This is a genomic window from Flavobacterium sp. CYK-55 (assembly GCF_018413465.1).
Classification (GTDB): Bacteria; Bacteroidota; Bacteroidia; order Flavobacteriales; family Flavobacteriaceae; genus Flavobacterium.
Genome location: NZ_JAHCDK010000007.1, coordinates 44,677 through 64,666, shown reverse-complemented (window position 1 = coordinate 64,666; position 19,990 = coordinate 44,677). Strand labels below are relative to the sequence as shown.

General features: G+C 38.5%; 15 protein-coding genes. 6 read left to right on the top strand and 9 right to left on the bottom strand.

All coding sequences use genetic code 11. The features are described 5' to 3' along the window. Position 1 precedes the first annotated feature (1 nt). Entirely contained in the window at positions 2-724 is a 723-nt protein-coding gene (locus KIH23_RS09055; protein ID WP_213213161.1) for a YoaK family protein, read from the top strand. 32 nt (positions 725-756) lie between these two features. Here the strand turns inward: KIH23_RS09055 and KIH23_RS09050 are convergent, their stop codons facing one another. The 6 genes from KIH23_RS09050 to KIH23_RS09025 form a co-directional block, all read right to left on the bottom strand. Then, on the bottom strand, positions 757-4,452 hold the full coding sequence (locus KIH23_RS09050; RefSeq protein ID WP_213213160.1) for a T9SS type A sorting domain-containing protein: 3,696 nt from the start codon (positions 4,450-4,452) through the stop codon (positions 757-759). A gap of 67 nt (positions 4,453-4,519) precedes the next feature. After that, positions 4,520-5,281 carry a LytR/AlgR family response regulator transcription factor gene (locus KIH23_RS09045; RefSeq protein ID WP_213213159.1) on the bottom strand — a complete coding sequence of 254 codons (762 nt, stop codon included), beginning with the start codon at positions 5,279-5,281 and terminating at the stop codon, positions 4,520-4,522. 10 nt (positions 5,282-5,291) lie between these two features. Then, positions 5,292-7,223 (bottom strand): tetratricopeptide repeat protein, encoded by a 1,932-nt coding sequence (locus tag KIH23_RS09040; protein WP_213213158.1) that lies wholly within the window; start codon positions 7,221-7,223, stop codon positions 5,292-5,294. A 128-nt stretch (positions 7,224-7,351) separates the two neighbouring features. Continuing rightward, positions 7,352-8,755, bottom strand: coding sequence for a M64 family metallopeptidase (locus KIH23_RS13860; protein ID WP_213213157.1), 1,404 nt, complete (start codon positions 8,753-8,755; stop codon positions 7,352-7,354). Positions 8,756-8,758: 3 nt separating this feature from the next. Next, positions 8,759-9,253 carry a hypothetical protein gene (locus KIH23_RS09030; protein ID WP_213213156.1) on the bottom strand — a complete coding sequence of 165 codons (495 nt, stop codon included), beginning with the start codon at positions 9,251-9,253 and terminating at the stop codon, positions 8,759-8,761. 94 nt (positions 9,254-9,347) lie between these two features. Then, positions 9,348-11,492 carry a T9SS type A sorting domain-containing protein gene (locus tag KIH23_RS09025; protein WP_213213155.1) on the bottom strand — a complete coding sequence of 715 codons (2,145 nt, stop codon included), beginning with the start codon at positions 11,490-11,492 and terminating at the stop codon, positions 9,348-9,350. Positions 11,493-11,648: 156 nt separating this feature from the next. Between KIH23_RS09025 and KIH23_RS09020 the strand changes: the two genes are divergently transcribed. Continuing rightward, positions 11,649-12,611: an ion channel gene (locus tag KIH23_RS09020; protein ID WP_213213154.1), complete on the top strand. Its 963-nt coding sequence runs from the start codon at positions 11,649-11,651 to the stop codon at positions 12,609-12,611. 24 nt (positions 12,612-12,635) lie between these two features. Continuing rightward, positions 12,636-13,040: an OB-fold protein gene (locus KIH23_RS09015; protein WP_213213153.1), complete on the top strand. Its 405-nt coding sequence runs from the start codon at positions 12,636-12,638 to the stop codon at positions 13,038-13,040. A 39-nt stretch (positions 13,041-13,079) separates the two neighbouring features. Here the strand turns inward: KIH23_RS09015 and KIH23_RS09010 are convergent, their stop codons facing one another. The 3 genes from KIH23_RS09010 to rmuC form a co-directional block, all read right to left on the bottom strand. Beyond that, positions 13,080-14,213, bottom strand: coding sequence for a hypothetical protein (locus tag KIH23_RS09010; RefSeq protein WP_213213152.1), 1,134 nt, complete (start codon positions 14,211-14,213; stop codon positions 13,080-13,082). A gap of 55 nt (positions 14,214-14,268) precedes the next feature. Further along, positions 14,269-16,278: an FG-GAP-like repeat-containing protein gene (locus KIH23_RS09005; protein ID WP_213213151.1), complete on the bottom strand. Its 2,010-nt coding sequence runs from the start codon at positions 16,276-16,278 to the stop codon at positions 14,269-14,271. Positions 16,279-16,473: 195 nt separating this feature from the next. Further along, positions 16,474-17,799 (bottom strand): DNA recombination protein RmuC, encoded by a 1,326-nt coding sequence (rmuC, locus tag KIH23_RS09000; RefSeq protein ID WP_213213150.1) that lies wholly within the window; start codon positions 17,797-17,799, stop codon positions 16,474-16,476. Between the two features lie 120 nt (positions 17,800-17,919). Here rmuC and KIH23_RS08995 point away from each other — a divergent pair, with 120 nt between their 5' ends. The 3 genes from KIH23_RS08995 to KIH23_RS08985 are packed head-to-tail and all read left to right on the top strand — an operon-like array spanning position 17,920 to position 19,972. Next, positions 17,920-18,888 (top strand): DUF4476 domain-containing protein, encoded by a 969-nt coding sequence (locus tag KIH23_RS08995; RefSeq protein ID WP_213213149.1) that lies wholly within the window; start codon positions 17,920-17,922, stop codon positions 18,886-18,888. 56 nt (positions 18,889-18,944) lie between these two features. Then, complete coding sequence (locus KIH23_RS08990; protein WP_213213148.1) at positions 18,945-19,520, top strand: pseudouridine synthase; 576 nt, start codon at positions 18,945-18,947, stop codon at positions 19,518-19,520. Between the two features lie 2 nt (positions 19,521-19,522). Beyond that, on the top strand, positions 19,523-19,972 hold the full coding sequence (locus tag KIH23_RS08985) for a tRNA (cytidine(34)-2'-O)-methyltransferase (RefSeq protein WP_213213147.1): 450 nt from the start codon (positions 19,523-19,525) through the stop codon (positions 19,970-19,972). Positions 19,973-19,990: the final 18 nt, after the last annotated feature.

Sequence of the window (19,990 nt, the reverse complement as noted above, 5' to 3'; positions counted from 1 at the left end):
CATGTTTCGCCACGAAGGAAAAACGCGCAATTTCAAGCACAATTTGGGCATAGCCTCGTTGTTGTCATTTGTGGCGGGGCTGGTCAATGTAACCGGATTTTTGTCGGTTCAGAAATTAACCACCAACATCACCGGGCATTTTGCGTATTTAATTGACGAGGTTTTTAAATTGGAATGGTTGAATTCACTCGTTTATTTTCTGTACATCTTTTTCTTTTTTCTGGGCTCGTTTACCTCGAACTTACTCATTGAAATTGCTCTGCGCAAGCATTCTAAAATCAGCTATCAGATTCCGGTTTTTTTAGAGAGTTTTATATTGCTCGCTCTGGCTTTTTTAGGTGCGATGATGGCCAGCGAAAGTCCCAATTTTTTAGCTTTTGTACTGCTTTTTTCGATGGGATTGCAAAATGCGCTGGTCACCAAGATTTCTAAAGCAACCGTGCGCACCACTCATCTCACGGGTTTGTTTACTGATTTGGGTATTGAACTTTCTCAGCTTATTTTTTACAAATTACCCGAGCAACAAGCGCAGTTGTGGTCATCGGTCAAACTCAGGCTCACGATCATCAGCTTTTTCTTTTTGGGCGGAATCACCGGCGGAGTTTTTTATATGCGCATCGGGCTCAAAGTATTGCTTTTGGCCGCTTTGGTTTTGATCAGCACCATCGTGTATGATTTCCTGAAGTATCACTGGTTGTTGTTTCATCGCAGGCACAGAGCATAAAAAAAGCCCCAATTTCTTGAGGCTTATGAGTTTTATTTTTTGACTATCTTTTCTATTTTGGTTCCTTTCTGAGTGGTAATTCTCAAAAAGTAGATGCCGTTCGTTTTATTTGAAATATTGAATTTCACGGCATTTTCGTTTTGTGTTAGCGTTTCCAAAATTCTTCCTTGTATGTCAAACAATTCAATCTGTTTGATGTTGTTGTCGGCCTTTACTTGGATGAAATCATAGGACGGATTTGGGTAGACAATCACACTGTTGTCTTTCGTGAATCCGCTGGTGTTGAGTGTTGCAAAGGTGGTGTCGGCATCATTGGTTTCAATAGGAAAGTTGTAGTCGAAATATATGCCGGCCTTATTGGTTACGATTGATCCAACGTTTAGGCTTGATTGCGATTTCATTTTAAAAAGGATGCTTCCATGCCCGCCCACCGGTGGGTCTCCGGCTCTTGGAGCGAGGTTGATGTTTGCAAATTTAAATTCGATTACGTTGTCCTTGATTTGTGCCTTGACTTCATGCGAAGTGTTCATCAATTGCAAAGAGCTAATATCAAATTCGGCAGGATTGATGTCAAGCTTAACAACCACATTTTCTGCAGCAGCGTTTCCGGTGTTTTCAAAATTGACGACATAATGAAGGTATGCCCCAATTTCAGAGGCGTTTACGGTATCGCCTTCTAAACAGGTAATGTCATTGGGGTCATAGGCACCCACGACGATTTGATTGTAGGAGAAGGTGTTGTCTAACGGCAATTCATCGGCGACAACAGGCGTAATAGAGGCGGTGAAGTTCAAAATATCCCCAATGTTTACCGACGGTGTTTCTGTTGGGGCATTGACGTTCAAAGTTACAAGAACGTCCCTATTTTCAAAAGGCATTAAATTGACGAAGTTCCAGGTTAAATTATTTAAAGATGCTGCGCTAGTTGCAGGAACGGCACTTACAAAGTCTATTCTTGAGTCATCGAAATGAAGCGAAACGGCTCCCGAATGCATTTGATTTCCTTTGTTTTTGTATACGATTTTATAAGTGGCATTGAAGCCGGGACGCGCAAAGTCGATGGGAATGAGCACCACTTCTACATCATTGTGCAAGCCCACTGCCTGAATACAGAAATCCTGGGTTGAAAGGTTGTTGTTATTGTCGGCAAAAGTAAAATTAGCTGTAGGCGGCGAAAAATCAAACCAAGTTGGGTTTTCGACATTCGGGTTGATGGTATAGGTTCCAGCATCGGTATAATAACTGTAACCGCCATCAATATTGGTCATGGTTGAACCGGTTGTTGTGCCGTCATGAATGTCCAATCGGATGAATGGATTGACTTCGTCGGTAATGTCACAACCGTTATTATCTTCATCAAAAATAGTGGTTCCCGTGATGGTGTTATAATTTCCGCCCGGTGTAAACGTACAATAAGAATTGGCAACCGTTGCATTCATCCCTAGTGAATTGATATAGGTTTGCAGTGTGTATAATTGGTCTGTATCGGCACAAATGTATTGTAGGTTGGGGTTGTTGACCAGGTCTATTGTGCTTTCATTTTTCCCGTTTTTTACAAATAAAGTAGTCAAAAGGTTATTGGTACAAGACAAATAATCTAATGCAATACAATTGCCAACATCTAACGTTTGTAATTGGTTGTTATCGCAGTATAGAAACTGGAGCTTGGTTAGGTTGGAAACATCCAATGAACTAGTTTGTGTTTCAAAACACGACAATCCTTTTAGGTTGACCAGATGGTTCACACTAAAGTTAGGCAACGGATTGTTAGAATAACTCAAAATCTCGAGCAGCGGATTGTTGGTCAAATTGAGTGCATTGATTTGATTGTTGGTGCATTGCAGTACCGTTAACTGAGTTAGGTTGCTGGTATTGATGGTTATTAGCTGGTTGTAACTGCATTCTAATTTCTCTAGTTGGCTTAGGTTGCTTACGTTGAGGTTTGAAATTTGATTCGAATCACAATTCAAATATTTCAGATTATTTGAAGTAGATAAATCTAAGGCTGTTAATTGATTTTGTTTGCAATAAAGAATTTCGAGCGCTGGAAATCCCGTAACGTCTAAGCTTGTTAGGTTGTTTGACTCGCAACCCAAACTAATCAAATTAGGCGAAATGCCGTTGATGTTGGCAAGCGTTACGTTGTTATTGGAGAAATTTAAATTTACCAAGGAAGAAAGTCCGGTTAAGTTAAGTGTTGTGAGTTGATTGAAAGCACAATAAAGTGTTTTCAGGCTGGTCAGATCAGAAACATTCAACTCAGTAAGCAGGTTGCTGCTACAGTCAAAACTTTCAAGCAACGGTAGATTGGTTAAACTCAGATTTGTGATATAATTAAACGAATAATTCAATGTTTTAAGTTGTAATAGTCCGTTTAAATTTAAATTTGTGATATGGCCGCGCCAGCATTCTAACGTTTCTAAATGGGGCAAATTGCTTACGTCAAGTGTGGTTAGAGCTGTATTCATACAACGTAAGTATTTTAAGTTTGTTGAACCACTGATGTCTAAACTACTCAATACGCCCGCATTGTCTATCCCTGAAAAATAAAAAGAAGTTAAATTGGTTAAGCCGGTAAGGTCCAAACTGGTGATCAGTGTATCAAAACATTCAAAAGTATCTAAGTTTGACAATCCCGCTACATTTAAAGTTTGTAGTACATTGGTAAGTTGATTGTTGAGACGGTAGCCACCACCACATCGCAAAGTAACCAATCCATGCAAATTGGTAACATCTAGGTTTTGCATTTTATTGACGTAACAAGTCAAATCGATTAGATTCGGGAGATTAACCAGCGAAAGGTTGGTGAGCTGATTGAAAGAGCAGTTCAGGTAACGTAAATTGCTCAAGTTATTTAAGTCTAGCGTAGTCAATTTGTTGTAAGAGCAGTTGATGTTCCATATTTGAGGCAGGTTCGTCAATGTCAAACTGCTGAGGTTTCCCGTTACGTTAAATCCGTTATTGGTATCATCTACTCCGATAAGGTCAATATTGGTCAGACTACTTAAATTGTTTAGGTTTACAGTAGTCAATGTTTCATTTGTCCGACAATAAATCGCGGTCAACAAGGCAAGATTCGATACGTTTAGTTGCGTTAATTTATTGGCAGAACAGTCCAACATATTCAGATTAGTGAAACCGTTTACGTCTAAAGTAGTCAATAGGTTAGACGCGCAAAGCAACGTGTTCAGGTTAGCAGCTCCAGCAATATTCAAACTGGTAATTTTATTGTTAGAACAATCCAATTCCGTGAGATTGGTCAAACTGTTGGCATTAATACTGGTGAGTCGGTTGCCATTGCATCGCAAGACGGCAGTAGTGCTTGCCACTCCATTTAATGAAGTCAGCAGATTATTCGAACAAACCAAGATAGCGAGGTTCTGAACTCCCGTCAGATTTAATGTTGAAAGTTGATTGTTAGAGCAGTCCAAGACTTGTAAGTAAGAAAGCCCGGTTAAATTTAGATTTAACAACAAATTGTCGTGACATTCTAAATGATTTAGATTGGTAAAATATTCGATTCCCGTTAAATCGGATATGCCGCTGTTGCTCACATCAAGGGCAGTTGGCAGCAAAGCTTCATTTTGCTGAATTTCGCCATCTGTATTGGTGTCTACACCCAAGGCAATCAACTTCGCTTTAAAACTCGCGTCGGGTATAGCCACAATCTGGGCATTCATTACGCTTGTAAGGAGCATTGCCAAAAGCAATATTAGTTTACTTTTCATAATCTTCAAATTTGGTATGGAGTATTGATCTGGTTTCATAATCTCTGATTTTTTGAATAATTGGTTCCTATAAGGCTCTAATCAATTCCTGTAATTTTTCTTTTTTGCTCTGCGCAATCGGAATATTTGATTGGTCGGCCATAATCACATAACCGCCGTCATTTTTGATATATGATTTTAAGTAGGCCAAATTGATCAGGTGAGATTGATGTACGCGTTCAAATCCATGTTCGCTGAGCAATTCTTCGTATTCTTTGAGTGTTTTTGAAATTAAAACAGGTTTGTGATTTTTGATGTAAAATTGAGTATAGTTGGCTTTGGCTTCGCAGCGAATAATGTCAGAAACTTCAAAAAGATGAATCCCGTCGCTGGTTGATAGGGCAATTCGCTTGTAATTGTCGACTTTTTTGCGAATGTTCTCAAGCAACAAATCAATGTGCTCGAACGAATTGTCTTTTCCGGTGGCCGCTTTGATTTTGGCCATCGTGTTTTGCAATTCCTCAAAATCAACAGGTTTGAGCAAGAAATCAAGCGCGCTAAACCGGAAAGCCTTTACAGCATATTGTTCATGGGCGGTGATGAACACAATATGCGCTTTGATTTTTCCTTGTTTTAGCGCCAGTTGTTCTAAAATGTCAAAACCCGTTCCGTCGCTCAGGTGGATATCCAAAAAAAGGACTTGCGGTTGCCATTTTTCAATGGCGGCGATGCCCGTTTTGACGCTTTCGGCTTCACCCACAATAGCAATATCGTTGGTATATCGGTCTAAAAGCGCTTTAAGACCGGTGCGTAAATGTTCGTCGTCGTCTACTAATAATGCTGTAATCATTTTTTGAATTTTAAGGAATGTATTGAATAGGCAATCGCAAAGTCACGCGCGTACCGGCTTTTTGATGCTCATTATTGAGTTCTTCTATTTCGATTTGGGCCGATTTTGAGGTAATCGATTCCATGATTTCGAGTCGTTTTTTGGTGATTTCCAACGCCATTGATTTGTGTGCGGTCACCGAATTTTCTTTGAGCATTTTTGATTCAGATAGGCCTACACCATCGTCGGTTACGGTGCATATAAACTGTTGGTCAACCACATCAAAGGCAATTTCAATTTGGCCGTTTCCGTCTTTGGGAACCATGCCGTGCAATATGGCATTTTCTACAAAAGGCTGAATCAGCAAGGGCGGAATGCCCATATTGAACTCAACCTTCGGGCTTGAACTAATGCTGAATTCAAATTTGTGACGAAAGCGCAATTGTTCGAGTTCAAGATAATTCTGCAAGCTTTCAATTTCTTTGTCAATCGGAATCAGTGAACCTTTTGAATATTCCAAAGTCAGACGCATCAATTTGGAGAATTTGGACAGATATTTCAGAGCCGAATCGGTTCCGTTTTGTACGATAAAGCTTGATATCGCGCCCAAACAATTAAACACAAAGTGCGGATTCATTTGTAAATGCAAGGCTTTTTGTTCGTATTCGGCGACTTCTTTTTGCAGTGTAAGTCTGCGTTTAACTTGTCGTTTGTTGTAGAGTAATATGATCACTACAGCCAAAAAAGCACAGCCCAAAATGATAAAAAGAGTTATTAGGCGTTGACGTTTGTTTTGTTCGGCGAGGAGCGCTTCTTTCTTTTGATACTCAAAGTTCATCTCGGCCTGCGCAAATTTTTTGCTGTTCTCTAAATTGTTGATGCTGTCACGCGCAGCGATGTAATTCCGATAATGGGCAAACGAGGCTTCGGTTTGATGGAGCGCTGCGTAAATTTCGCTGAGTAGTTTTTCAGAATGATAGGCTTGGTCGAGCACGCCTATGTTTTGAGCATAAGCCAATGATTTTTGTACATACGGCATCGCTAGATTGTATTGCTTTTGCGCAGCGTATAATTTTGCGATGTTGTACAAAGCCAACGAAGCGCCAAATTTGTTTTGCATCGATTCATATAAGTTCAATGCTTTTTCATAAGCCGATAATGCTTGCTCAGATTGTTGTTTTTTCTGAAAATAATCACCCCAATAATTGGCCAATAAAGCCGAACCTAAAGGATTATTGTTTTGCGAAAATAACTTTTCAGCTTGTTCATAATACTGTTTTGCCGGCTCATATTGATGGCGTTCAAAATAAATCACGCCAATGTTGGTAAGGGTCATCGCGGTATTGGGCTCTTTGATTTGCTCTTGAATTGCGACTGCTTGTTTGAGATATTCAAGGGCTTTTGTAAGATTTGATTGAGATTTATAGACAATTCCAATGTTGTTGAGACATTTAGATATACTGATTTTATCAGCGGTTTCTTGATAAATTTTGAGTGCTTTTTGATAAAATTCAAGCGCTTTGTAGTAATTGCTTTGTTGTGTATAAACAACGGCTATGCTGGCCAAGGCTCTGGCTTTTGTGTTTTTTACGAATGGATTAGATTCATTTTCGAGCGATGTATTTAGTTTGCGATCAACTCGTTTAAAGAATTCCAGAGCTTGCTCATATTTTCCGAGAATTAATGCGTGATTGCCCAAGTTGATGTAGGCATGAGCAAGCCCCAACGGATATTGAATTTTAGTAGCTAATATTTGCGCTTTTTGAGCAAAATAGAATAGGGAATCAGGCTGACTTGTTTTGTATTGATCGGCGATTTTGTTGTATAAGTTTACTTTGACGGTATCAGCCGAAGTATGTTTGAGTTGTTTGATGAGGTTTTTTGCCGAAGGTTTTTGCCCGAAGATGCATGGTCCGCTCGTGCAGAGAAAAATCAGACATACGATGTAAAGTAAACGTTTCAAAACTTCTGTGTTTTAAGTTAACGTAACAAATGTAGCGTATGTCAAGTTGCGAATTTTACTCGATTATTATTTGAGTGTTTTGAATTATTATTTAAGCGTTTTGGATTTTTTATATCCGTGACTCAATTTTATTGCTTTACAATTTTCTGCGGATAGGCTGCACCATCTATTTTCAATTCGGCCACATATACGCCCGCAGTCAATCCATTCATGTCTATCAAGATTTCAGAAACACCGGCAGAAGCTGTTCGTTCAGAAATTTGACGGACAATTTTTCCGGTAACATCAGTCAAATCAATTGAAACTTTTGCCGAAGTTAATAAGTCAAGTTCAAAATTTACCACATTTGTTACAGGATTAGGATACATTTTGAGCGCAATGGTGTTTTCATGTGGTTGTGCATGAATACCCAAATTAGATTTGTTCAAATTCCAAGCAACCGTATTAAAATGAATGGTAGGGTGATTATCGGTTCTGACTAGTGTGGTTTGATCTGTAACGGTGGCAGTAAGTATGTGATCGCCATCGCTTAAAGTAGTCGGATTCAAAGTGTAATTTTCGTTTGAACTTAAAAAGTTTCCGTCGAGTTGCCATTGAATTTGCAGTGTATTGGGAATCGGTCTAATCAGTGAAGTAAGCGCAAAATCTACCGGGTCTGAATTGACATTGATAACCGTTGCATTATTCGGTGCGTAGGATTCAATAGGGCTAATCAGAGCATGAATACGTTCAACTATACCCTCTTTGCACACATCGCAATACGGCAAATTAAGTTGCTCCATTTTACATTGGTTAGTCACCGGTTTATACCAAAGAGCTGAATTTCCACCACAACAATATGGATCAATGCCGATATTGGTTTCTTCAGTAAGCCAGTTTTTCCACTTGACCAAATTAGGATCAGTTTGTTGGGTCATATTGACTTTTTCCTGAAAATATTGGTCGCCGGCGTAGTATTCATCAGCTAATCGACCAAAAGTATGGCCAATTTCATGCGCTGCAATTTCACTTGAAGCTTCGTCAGCAGTAAAAACGGCATAAGAACCTCCGCTACCGCCATATTCGTTAGAATTACCAACAATAAAAACCAAATCATAATTCGGAAAATTGGCCGAAAGCACATTAGCTACTTTTACATTGCTTGTTACAATGGTCAAGCGGTGGATTCCGTAGCCATCAAATTTGGTCCCGAAGTAGTTGGTTGGGTTTGAAACCTCGGTAAAATAGTCGGCGCAATCACTTGCAGTATTGGCATGTTTAACGCCGGTTTGCGTTGCGATTACTTTAATGGCAAAAACATTGAAGTAATTTTTATAGGTGCTCCAAGGCGATATTGAGAACAGATAATTTGAAATGTTTTGTGCTGTGTTGATAAAATCATCTTGTTGAACATCGGTATAACCATCGCCCATAATTACAAGATTTAGATGCTTGTCAGGGTTTCCGTTGTCAAGGATAGGAACTACTTCAAAAGTTTGGGATTGAATAGATATTCCTAAAAATAATGCTAGTAAAGTGTAGTGAATTTTCACAGCTTATATTTTAAAAGTTTTTAATTCTCTTTTTTGCTTTTTCCTGGTTTCTGAAACCTTGATTTGTGTACTTCCGGTTTTTTGAAATCTGATGAAAAAATCAGCTTGATCAGTCTCAACGTATTGTGATGTCAACTGATGGTTGTCGTTTACATATTCAACCGTTTTATACAGCGGATGCTCAATACAGATAATTTCATTGGGTGTTTCATAACTGGTGATTTCCAGAGTAAGATAATTTTCTAATGAACTTTTGTTTTCAGTGTTTTTTTTGAGTTTTCCGGGGCTTTCGGTAACAGATAGCAACTCTATTTTACTTTCTCCTTCAGGTTGTTTTGAAATTAAAAAACTTACAAAAACTATTTTGCTTTCATCAGATTTTGATGTTTTTGGCTCTGATGAAACAGATTTCACCACCGATGAGCCACAGCTCAAACAACTGAGCCATAAGAGCCAACCCAAAAAAACTTTACCGAAGTGCCGAAAAATAAACTTCATCCGTCAAATTTAGTGAATTAGCTTTTTGATTTACCGCTTTATTGGTAAAATCAAATCAACAAAAAACCCAATCTTTTCAGACTGGGTTGGTGTTTTAATTTTTGATGAGTTTTTGAGTAACTGTGCCTTGTTGGGTTTTTAGACTAATCAAATAAAAACCTTTTGAGAACTCGCTCAAATCAACTTTTTCAGAAGTTTGCGTAGTACCGCTAATGAGCGTTTGTCCGTTGGTAGATAAAATTTGATATTCGGTAGTCAAGTTTTCTTTGTTGCTGATGACAATAAATTGCTGCGCCGGATTGGGTACAACACTAAAATAATCCTTAATAGCGGTTACCGTTGATAGCGGACTAATCGAAGTATTGACGCTGTTGGTGATGACTGCCGGATTAAAATCAAAATAAATGTCTGAACTTGACGTGGCTACATCGCCAATCACAAAATTGCTTTTGGGTTTGATGCGATATACCAACCAACCGTGACTTGCGGGTTCATTGACTGATTCATAAGGCAAATCGATATTCGAGAAAGTATAAGTGAGTTCGTTACCATTTCTGATTTGTACATTGCTGGCATGACTGGCATCAATGGGTTCAAAAGTGTTCCAATCCAAATCTGGGTCTAAAGTTTCTTTCACAACTACGGTTCTGGCATTGGCCGTTCCGGTATTCTGAAAACGAGTTACATAATGTAGATAATTAGCGGCCTGATTTGCGGTGATGCTTTCACCTTCAAGAACCGTTTTGTCATTCGGATCAAAAGAACTGAAAACAGTTTGATTCAGAACATAAGTATTGTTGGCAGGGTTGATATCGGTTGGAGTTCCGATAAGCGTTAGTGTATTAATCATACCCGAACTTACAGCCGGCGGTGGCAGCACCATCGCTTGAATATCAACATAGCGTCTTTCAAACGGAAGCAAGTTGGTAAAATTCCATGTCAAATCATCGTTGATATCGCTTATAAAAGCGGGATTCGCATTTAATGAAGCCAGTATGCTGCTGTTGTAATGCAACGTAAGCGTTCCGTTTAAAGCAGTCGTGCCTTTGTTTTCGTAATACAGTCGGTAAGTGGCTGCAAAACCAGGAATGGCTTGGTTTACATTGAATAAATGCACGAGCAAATCAGTTTGGTTATTAACCGATGCAATACAAAAATCAGTGTTGCTGTAATTGACGTTTTCGCCTGAACTCACAGTTGCTACTGATGTTGGCGTCGATGAAAAACCACTGCCCAAACCGTTTAAAGCAGATGTTGTGTAATTTCCGCCGTTGGGAATCAGGATTTCGTAGTTTCCATTGGCATTGGTAAAACTGGTGTAATCATGAGTACCATCGGTAGTATGGACGCGTCTACCACTAAAACTGAGTGCGGTGGCACAATTGTTATTGTTGTTAAACTTGACACTTCCTGAAATTTTATTGGGCAACAAAGAAGTTAGTTTGGTGATGATGTTGGCGCCCATGGGATTGGGACAACCGCTGCAATAAGATGCGTCATTCAAATAAAAAATTTGCGAACATGTGTTGGGCGCAATCAAATATGAGGTATTATAAACATATCCCAAATCAACGTCCTCTTGAGTTAGATAATGAATTCCTGTTGTACTGTAATTGTCTACTATATCAAATATAGGATTTTCAACAATCGCATTGTTATCAATAAGTTGGCATCCAAAAAAGTTAAAGTACATGGTGTTAAAAGTATAAATGTAATTGACGATATCGCCTACATCCACCAATCCATTGTTGTTTAAATCTAAATAATTCCCTTCCTGATTACTGTAGAGAGGTTCCTCAGCTTGGTAATATGTCCAGCCATCGTTATAATAGGAGCCGAGAAGACCATCACTGCTATAAGCGAAAGGGTCAGCAGATAAGTCGGTAATTTCAATATTACCAATGGTTGTGGCATGTACCATAATTTGGCTTGAATCGAAACAAGATGGGTTGTCTTTGCTTATCGCGACCGTATAAACTTCTCCAGGTTGAAGTATTGGAATGTTGTTGAAGAAAGTATATGTCCCTTCAGATGGAGCATTCGGGTTTTCTGTTGCATAAATATTTGTCAGAGGTTCATCTCCAATATTCTTGATTTTGACTTCTAAATTTGGCAACATGTAATAAGGTCCAATTCGAGCTAGAGTAACTCCAATGGCCGGACTCGTAGCACTTGCTTTAGGAATAGCAAGACAGATACTCGATAAGAGTATCAACAGATAAAATAGTTTTTGTTTCATAGCTTTTTTTACTAAAAATAAGCAAAACAATTTTATATAGCTTTGAAATTCAATGATATATTTTGAAATTTTATTTAACAATGTTTAAGCTTGAAAAAGTATATTTTTGCTTTTGTTCAATTGCTTATTTGCGGTTGATGTTACACAAGCAATTGCATGGATTTACTCAAAAAAATCAACACCAAAGCCAAGGCTGATTTCAATACCGGTTTCGGAACAAGCGCAGCTAGCTATGGCGGTCGCTTCATCAATAAAGACGGTTCTGCTAATATTCAAAAGCGTGGGCTTACTTGGTTTGATAGAATCAGTTGGTATCACACTATGCTCAAAATGCCTCGTGCTAAGTTTTTGTTGGTTTTATTGGCTTTTTATGCGATTGTGAATTTTATTTTTGCTTCAGTTTATTACTTGATTGATGTTGAATATCTCAATGGTATTGACTCTTCAGGCTCTGAATGGATCAAATTTGGCAAAGCGTATTTTTTTAGTGCGCAAACTTTTACAACGGTTGGTTATGGTCACATAAGCCCGAACGGTTTTTTAACCAGTGCTTTGGCAGCCACTGAAGCCTTGGTGGGTTTGTTGAGTTTCGCGATTGCGACGGGTTTATTTTTCGGAAGATTTAGCCGACCCAGAGCTTATCTTAAATTTTCACACAATGCATTGATAGCACCCTATCGGAATAATCAAAAAGCACTAATGATGCGTTTGACACCGTTCAAAAACACACATCTAACTAATGCTCAAGCCAAGATTACTTTAGGTATGATTATCGAAGAAAATGAGCAAATGGTCAATAAGTTTTATTCTCTTGATTTAGAATTGTCTGAAGTAAACTCACTCAACCTGAGTTGGACTTTGGTTCATCCGATAACAGAAAATAGTCCGATTTTTGGATTTTCTTCTGAGGATTTTAAATCCATTGACGGAGAACTCATCGTATATGTGACTGCATTTGATGATATGTACAGCACAACTGTATCGGCGAGCACATCGTATACATTTGATGAAATCGTTTACGGAGCCAAATTTGAAATGATGTATTCAGATAGTGACGATGACAGTCGAACAATTTTACATCTGAACAAACTCAACAGCTATAAGCTGATAGAATTCTAAATAACAAACTAATTAAACAAACAAATGATGAAAAACAAAAAATGGGGTATTGCATTGGCGATACTCGGATTGGGAGCAACTACAGTTTATCTTTATCTCAATCAAGCTGCTAGAGATGTTAGTTCAGAAGTTGCTGCTTTTAAGATTACCAAAATTGAACTCGATCAAGATTATACCAAAAATGATTCGTTGGCCAATCTGAAGTATATTGATAAAACCATTGAGTATACAGGGGTTATTAGCCGTTTGATTCCAGAAACACATTCGGCTGATGTTGATGATAACATGGTTGTAGTTTTTAAAGATTCAATCTTGCCTGCAGAACTCAAAGAAAAGCAAAGATATACACTCAAGGGCAGATATGTAGGCTATGACGATTTAATGCAAGAATACAAAATGGATGACGTAACCCTAGTAAAAAAGGATTAATAAAAAAGCCTGTTTAGACAAACAGGCTTTTTTTATGATTTAGTGGCATCCTTGTAATGAGTTGATATAATCTCGCATCAATTGTACACCTTCTTCATGTATGATGCTTCGACCAATCATAGGCATCATTTCAGCAGCTTCATTAGTGTTCATTCTATAGATTAATTCAGAATGATCCGGATCTCGACCGTTGATCACATAAGGTTGATTAGGAATTGTAAACAACGGAGGCAAACAAACGCCAAACGTGTATAAATCATTGTTGGCAAAATCAAATCTTTGTGGTACATAAGCACAGTGACCGCCGGTTCTGTGGCAGTGTGCGCAATTAATGTCTATATAAGAGCGAGCTCTCTGATCAAGTGGTTTGCTTGTATCTTCCCAATCAACAGCCGAATGAATCGCTGATAGAGCAGGCAAGGTGTTGTTTATATAGCCTAAGTTTTTCCAGTATTGTAATTGATTTCGTGTTGTGCCGCCATAATTGTATAAGGTATTCAAATTTTGTGGTTTGGGGCCAATAGGTGTGTTTCGTTCGCCACCTTCAACCTGAAGCGGATTTATTTTATGACAAGTCACACATTCAGTTTGTGATGGAATCTTATAAGTAATGCTTCTGCTTACACCATTTTCTATCCAAGTAATCGGCACGAAATACCCATTTTGATTGGTATCAAGATAAGCTTCGGTCTGCGCCTCATTCCAAATGTAATCATAGAGTTTCCAACCATCGACTTTTCTGACCAACAAGCGCGTTTCAATTAATTTAGTCACATCGTTGGGTTGTACATGGTCATAATAAAATGTTTTTGAAATAACCGTCCCCACCGGAAATTCCAATACGTTGTCATCACCATTATATGAAGCTTTGGCTCCTTTTGGCAACCAAATGAATCTTTTTTTATGAGCATAATCCGTAAATAATGCACTCGCAGGTTTATATGGAATTACCATATAATTTGGTTTGTGGTCTTTAAGAGGGCCAACAAATAACTGATAATCTGAAAGCTTTGGATACGGAACCAACGACAAATCAATTTTGATAGGGCTGCCAACAGGGTTTGTTGCTTTGCTGTTGATTTCAGAATAATCAGAACTTTCGTCTTGTGAGCATGCAAAGGTGACCAATATTAGAACGATTAACGTTGCTAATAACAATAAATACTTTTTCATAGCGATTGAGAAAAAACAGGTCAAGCGTTATATCTTGACCTGAGATTAAAAATGTTTATCCTTTGATGAATTTTTGCATATGCTCTTTACCTTGAGCATCTTGAATTAACAATAAATAGGCTCCTGTTGAAAGTTTCTCAACATTGATACTATTATTATTCGCATTGCATTGCATCAATAATCTACCATTCAAATCGTAAATTTTGGCTGACTTGAATTCTATAGCATTTTGTGCTTTTATGTTCAGAACGCTTTGCGCCGGAACTGGATAAGTTTCAAAACCAGCTTGTGCAAACTGATTCACTGCCAAAGTAGAACCTTCTGTTATTTTAGTAGCTGTGTTTATAGTTGGGTTCAATATAGTGTCTTCAACACCTGAAGGCCATTTAATCACAATTTTGTCAATAGCACTAGCCGAACCAATACCGAAGTGTGCATTCATAGTACTTTGATGACTAAATCCATGGCCGCTTTTAATGTCGCGAATTTGCTTGCCCCATGCTCCGTGAATTTCAACTCGAGCACCAATACCATTAATATTACTTTGAATTCCTTCTAGGTTAATCGTTATCCAATTGTTCCCGTTTGGAACATTCAAATAAACATTGTTTCCAAATTGAACATCTAAGAAACCGTCGTGGTTTAAATCACCAACACCGCCTTCGTTAAAGTTAAGATCATAACCGGTAAAGGTCATATCGCCATTGTTGAGGTATATTTCTTTTGAATTTTGCCAGAAAAAATCTATCCATCCGTCGTTGTTAAAGTCTGCTGCTTGAATTTCCCATGAACCCACTTGAGCAGCAATACCAGATGCAGCAAAAATATCGGTAAAAGTACCATCGCCATTGTTGCGATAGAATTTATTGGTGTCAGAGATGTTTGAAAGCATAATATCCATGTCTCCGTCATTGTCGTAATCTTCAATAGCTGAAGCCCAAGATTGAGCACCATCATTGATTCCGGCTGCGGCACCAACCTCACTGTAGGTTCCGTCACCATTGTTTTTGTAATATAAGTTAATACGTTGCGGATCTCCAACCGGAGCACTACCACGACATTTTGATAAGTACATATCAATTTTTCCGTCGTTGTTTAAATCAGCCCATTGAGATTGGTAATTTCCACCATAATCTAGTGTTGGCATAAATGGAATGTCAAACAGAAGGTTGCCATTGCCATCGTTTCGGTATGCGTGACTTTGATCAACATCGTGACAAGCCCATAAGTCTAAATTTCCGTCATTATCGATATCAACAAAATTAGTTCTTTGGGTAAAGATACTTTGCGGATATTCAACAATCGTATAACCAGCACCTTCGGCAGCAGCTTTTACAACACTAACACGGCTGCCGTTTCCGAGCACCAAATCATTGAAGCCGTTTTTGTCAAAATCTCCTGCGGCAATACTCCAACCCGGAATATAATTTACCGTTAGCGGATAAGTATTGGTAGTAAAACCGGTACCGTCAGCTTTTTGTGCATATACATTGATTCCTGAAGAAGAGACTGTAACAATATCATCCAGATAATCACCATTCATGTCACTAACACAACAAATGGTTGAGTTTCCTGCAAAAGTTTGTTGTGTAAAATTAATCGGAGAAACCGCTATAGGTGTTTCAGTTAAAATAAAATCAAAGCCAGCAGCACTCCAACGGTTGTCCCATGCGATGAGATAGGTAGCTCCGGCAGTAACATTAAAAGTTACCGTAGAAAGATATGAAGTGTTGTTGTTAGAGCACAACACAGAACCAGAGTCGTCATCATTGGCAACACAAATTAGTTCTTGGCAGATGCCCGAATAAACACTAACTCGTGTGTCACCGCACACATTCTGCATTAAATCTGAAGTAATGGTTACAGTGTAATTTTGAGCTGCAGTATAACTATACCACACGGCTGCTGTTGCCTGACTTGAACAAGATGTTACAATGTTGGTGCCGTTCACACCAGAAACGTATGTCAATACATTCGGGCTCAGAGGCAAAGGTGAAGCGCATTCGTTTTGTGCAGTTGCCCAAAAACTCAGGCACAATGCAAGTAGGGAAGTAATTTTTTTCATGCAATCTTTTTTTATTAGTTGTTTTTTTTGATGAATATCATGTGTGATTTAGCTTAAATTTTTTCACATTATTCAACATCGACCCAAATGTATTAAAAAAAACTAAAAAAGCAATAGTCGGATTAGAGTTGATGCACTTAATTTTCAGCGCTCTAACGGTGCAGTTTGCCAAAGTTATTACTGACAAAAATAAATTTAATCTTGCTGTTCGTTTTCTGCTCTTTTAATCAAGCTTTCAGGAAGTGATTTTTTAGCTTTTGCCCCCATTTTTTTGAGTCTTTCAATGCTGGTAACCAAATTGCCTTTGCCTTCAACGAGTTTGTTCATTGCAGCATCGTATTCGGTTTTTGAATCTTTGATTTTGTTGCCCACTTTAATTAAATCTGAAACAAACCCTTCAAATTTATCATACAAAGCGCCGGCTTGTCGTGCAATTTCAAAAGCGTTTTCTTGTTGCTTTTGGTTGGTCCACATGCTGTCAATGGTGCGCAAAGTAGCCAAAAGTGTAGTTGGGGTTACAATTACAATATTGCGCTCAAATGCTTTGTTGTACAAGCTTGAATCCTCTTGAAGCGCAATGGCAAATGCGGGTTCCAGCGGAACAAACAACAACACAAAGTCAGGGCTTTCCATTTGATATAAATCTTGGTAATTTTTTTCGCCTAATTGATCAACATGGCGTTTGATTGAGTTGACATGTTCTTTTAAATAACCAGCCTTGGTTGATTCGTCATCTTCGTTGACCCATTTTTCATATGCTGTGAGCGAAACTTTAGAGTCAACAATCATTTTTTTACCGTCGGGCAAATGAATCACTACATCCGGAAACACGCGCTGACCTTCAGCTGATTCGTGAGCCATTTGTACCTCGTATTCGCGATCTTTTTCTAAACCTGATTTTTCCAACACGCGTTCCAGCACCAATTCGCCCCAGTTGCCTTGCATTTTGCTGTCGCCTTTGAGTGCTTTGGTCAGATTGATGGTTTCTTTACTCATTTGCTCATTCATTTCGCGCAAGCCTAAAATTTGCTGACGAAGTGCGGCGTGATAATCAATGCTTTCTTTGTGGGTGTCTTCAACTTTCTTTTCAAAAAGTTGAATTTTATCTTGCAGCGGAAGCAAAATGGTTTTGAGGTTTTCTTTGTTTTGTTCGGTAAATTTGTTGGTTTTTTCTTCGAGAATTTTATTGGCCAGATTTTCAAATTCCTTAGTGAATTTTTCCTGAAGTTGTTCTGTTTCTTGCTTTTGTTCACGAAGGCGCAAGAGCAAATGGTCATAATCAGCTTCTTTTTTGCTGAGCTGAACCATTAGTGATTCTTTTTCTTGTTGCAGTACAAGTTTGGCCTGTTGTTCTTTGTCGAGTTGTTCTTTAGATGCTGCAATATTCAAGAGTAAGTTTTGGTTTTTTTCTTCAAGTGAAGCTCGTTCAGATTGCGCTTGTGCTTTGAATAATAACTTTCCGATAAAAAAGCCAATTAATAAAGCTATCAATACAAAAACTACGGTCATTATTTGCGTCATACAATATGTTTCTTGAGTGTTTAAAGATACTTAAGAAACGCAAATAAATATCGATAATTAAAAAATAGTTTTTAATATTGAACTCGATTTTAAAAAAAACTCAAAACAAATACGCAAACTATGAAAATCAGATTTATCCTATTATTTACGTTTTTTATTTGTGCTCTTTCGTATGCGCAACCCGGCGGTCCAGTTGGTCATTTGACTATTTTTTCTGAGGACGGAGACAAGTTTACACTTATTCTCAATGGTGAAGTCATTAATGATACTCCGCAAACCAATTTAAGAGTTGAAGATTTAAATCAGCCGTATTACAGTGCTAAAATCAAATTTGAAAATACCGCTTTGGCTGATATCACCAAAAATAATTTGATGTTAACAGATGTTGATGGTGTTTATTCAGATGTGACTTATAAAATCAAACGCGACAAGAACAACAAAACCAAAATGAAGATGAATTATTTTTCATCGATTCCGGTAAGACCTGATTTTATTCCGCCATCAAATGTACATGTAGTTCATTACGGACAACCTGTTGCTCCGGTTCGAGGTGGCCAACAGAATACCCAAGTTACCCAAACCACCACCACTACCACCAATGATGGTGTAAGTATTGGCGTAGGTATGAATGTAGGCGGTGTAAACGTTGGTATGACCATAAATGACAGCATGGGTGGTGGTGCGGTTAGCCAGACAACAACTACCACGACAACCAGTTCGTCAAGTCACAGCACAAGTCACCACAATGATTACGAAGATCACAATCATCACGGAAATAATAGCGGCTGCGGAGGAAGAAGTTGTATGACCGGAGGCAATTTTAACGCGGCTTTGGCCACCATTAAGAAACAAGCTTTTGAAGATACCCGACTCAAAACAGCCAAACAAGTAATCACGGCTAATTGTCTTAATGTTGATCAAATTATTCAGATTGCCAACACTTTTGACTTTGAAGACAACAAACTTGATTTTGCTAAATACGCATATGATTATTGCATTGAGCCAAGAAACTATTTTAAACTCAATGGTATTTTTAAGTTCAGTAGCAATGTTGATGAATTGTCTGATTATGTGCAAAGCAAACAATAATAAAATCAGTTAGGCCATTCCAAAAGAATGGTCTTCTTTTTAAGCGTTCAATCTCGATGCACCATCGTCACTTTATATTGTTTAAACCTTACGGATATTTGAGCCAGTTTAAGTATGATCTCAAAAGAACCAAAAAACTATTGGGTGAGTTGTATGATTTTCCTCTAGGAACCATGGCCATTGGACGCTTGGACGAAGATTCTGAAGGGTTGCTTTTACTCACCACCGATGGTAAACTCAGCGATTACATCTGCAGCAGCGGAATTGAAAAAGAATACTATTTACAGGTGGACGGATTGATTTCAGAGCAAGCGATCAACCAATTACAGGAAGGCGTTGAAATTGGTTTTGAAGGAATTCGCTACCAAACCTTGCCTTGTCAGGCCAAGTTGATAAGCCAAGTTCCGAACTTTCCGCCGAGGGCCAAAAAAATCCGCGATGAGCGTCATGGACCAACCTCATGGGTTTCAGTAACAGTCAACGAAGGCAAGTTCAGGCAAGTGCGCAAAATGCTTTCAGCGGTTGGGTTTCCGGTGTTGCGATTGGTTCGTGTTCGTATTGGATCTGTGGGTCTTGAGATGCTTGAAGATCAAAATGTAAAAGAAATTCCCGAATTAAATCAACTTGTATAAATATGCTCAATATTGTTCTTGTAGAACCAGAAATTCCCAACAATACCGGAAACATTGGTCGTTTGTGTGTGGGAACACAAAGCCGATTGCATTTAATTAAACCCTATGGTTTTGAAATTTCAGACAAGCACCTCAAACGTTCCGGCCTTGATTATTGGGTGCATCTTGACTGGAACGAGTATGATAATTTTGAACAATGGGCTGCTCAAGTTCCCGATGCTTCAAGGGTTTTTTTGATGAGCTCGCATGCCACAAAATTTTACCACGAACAAGAATTTCGCGATGGTGATTGGCTGGTTTTTGGAAAAGAAAGCGTGGGTTTAAGTGCCGATATGATGGCCCAATTTGACCATCATTTAAAAATTCCAATTTCACCACAAGTGCGCAGTTACAACTTGGCCAATGCTTGTGCTTTTATCATCGGTGAGGCCAAACGACAAATGGGTTGGTAATTTTTTCTATATTTGAGA

Coding starts and splice junctions, on each gene's coding strand:
- rmuC (WP_213213150.1), bottom strand. CDS start 17,799: ATGACGCAAATAATGACCGTAGTTTTTGTATTGATAGCTTTATTAATT.
- KIH23_RS09005 (WP_213213151.1), bottom strand. CDS start 16,278: ATGAAAAAAATTACTTCCCTACTTGCATTGTGCCTGAGTTTTTGGGCA.
- KIH23_RS09050 (WP_213213160.1), bottom strand. CDS start 4,452: ATGAAAAGTAAACTAATATTGCTTTTGGCAATGCTCCTTACAAGCGTA.
- KIH23_RS09015 (WP_213213153.1), top strand. CDS start 12,636: ATGATGAAAAACAAAAAATGGGGTATTGCATTGGCGATACTCGGATTG.
- KIH23_RS08995 (WP_213213149.1), top strand. CDS start 17,920: ATGAAAATCAGATTTATCCTATTATTTACGTTTTTTATTTGTGCTCTT.
- KIH23_RS09025 (WP_213213155.1), bottom strand. CDS start 11,492: ATGAAACAAAAACTATTTTATCTGTTGATACTCTTATCGAGTATCTGT.
- KIH23_RS08985 (WP_213213147.1), top strand. CDS start 19,523: ATGCTCAATATTGTTCTTGTAGAACCAGAAATTCCCAACAATACCGGA.
- KIH23_RS08990 (WP_213213148.1), top strand. CDS start 18,945: ATGCACCATCGTCACTTTATATTGTTTAAACCTTACGGATATTTGAGC.
- KIH23_RS09030 (WP_213213156.1), bottom strand. CDS start 9,253: ATGAAGTTTATTTTTCGGCACTTCGGTAAAGTTTTTTTGGGTTGGCTC.
- KIH23_RS09055 (WP_213213161.1), top strand. CDS start 2: ATGTTTCGCCACGAAGGAAAAACGCGCAATTTCAAGCACAATTTGGGC.
- KIH23_RS09010 (WP_213213152.1), bottom strand. CDS start 14,213: ATGAAAAAGTATTTATTGTTATTAGCAACGTTAATCGTTCTAATATTG.
- KIH23_RS09045 (WP_213213159.1), bottom strand. CDS start 5,281: ATGATTACAGCATTATTAGTAGACGACGACGAACATTTACGCACCGGT.
- KIH23_RS09020 (WP_213213154.1), top strand. CDS start 11,649: ATGGATTTACTCAAAAAAATCAACACCAAAGCCAAGGCTGATTTCAAT.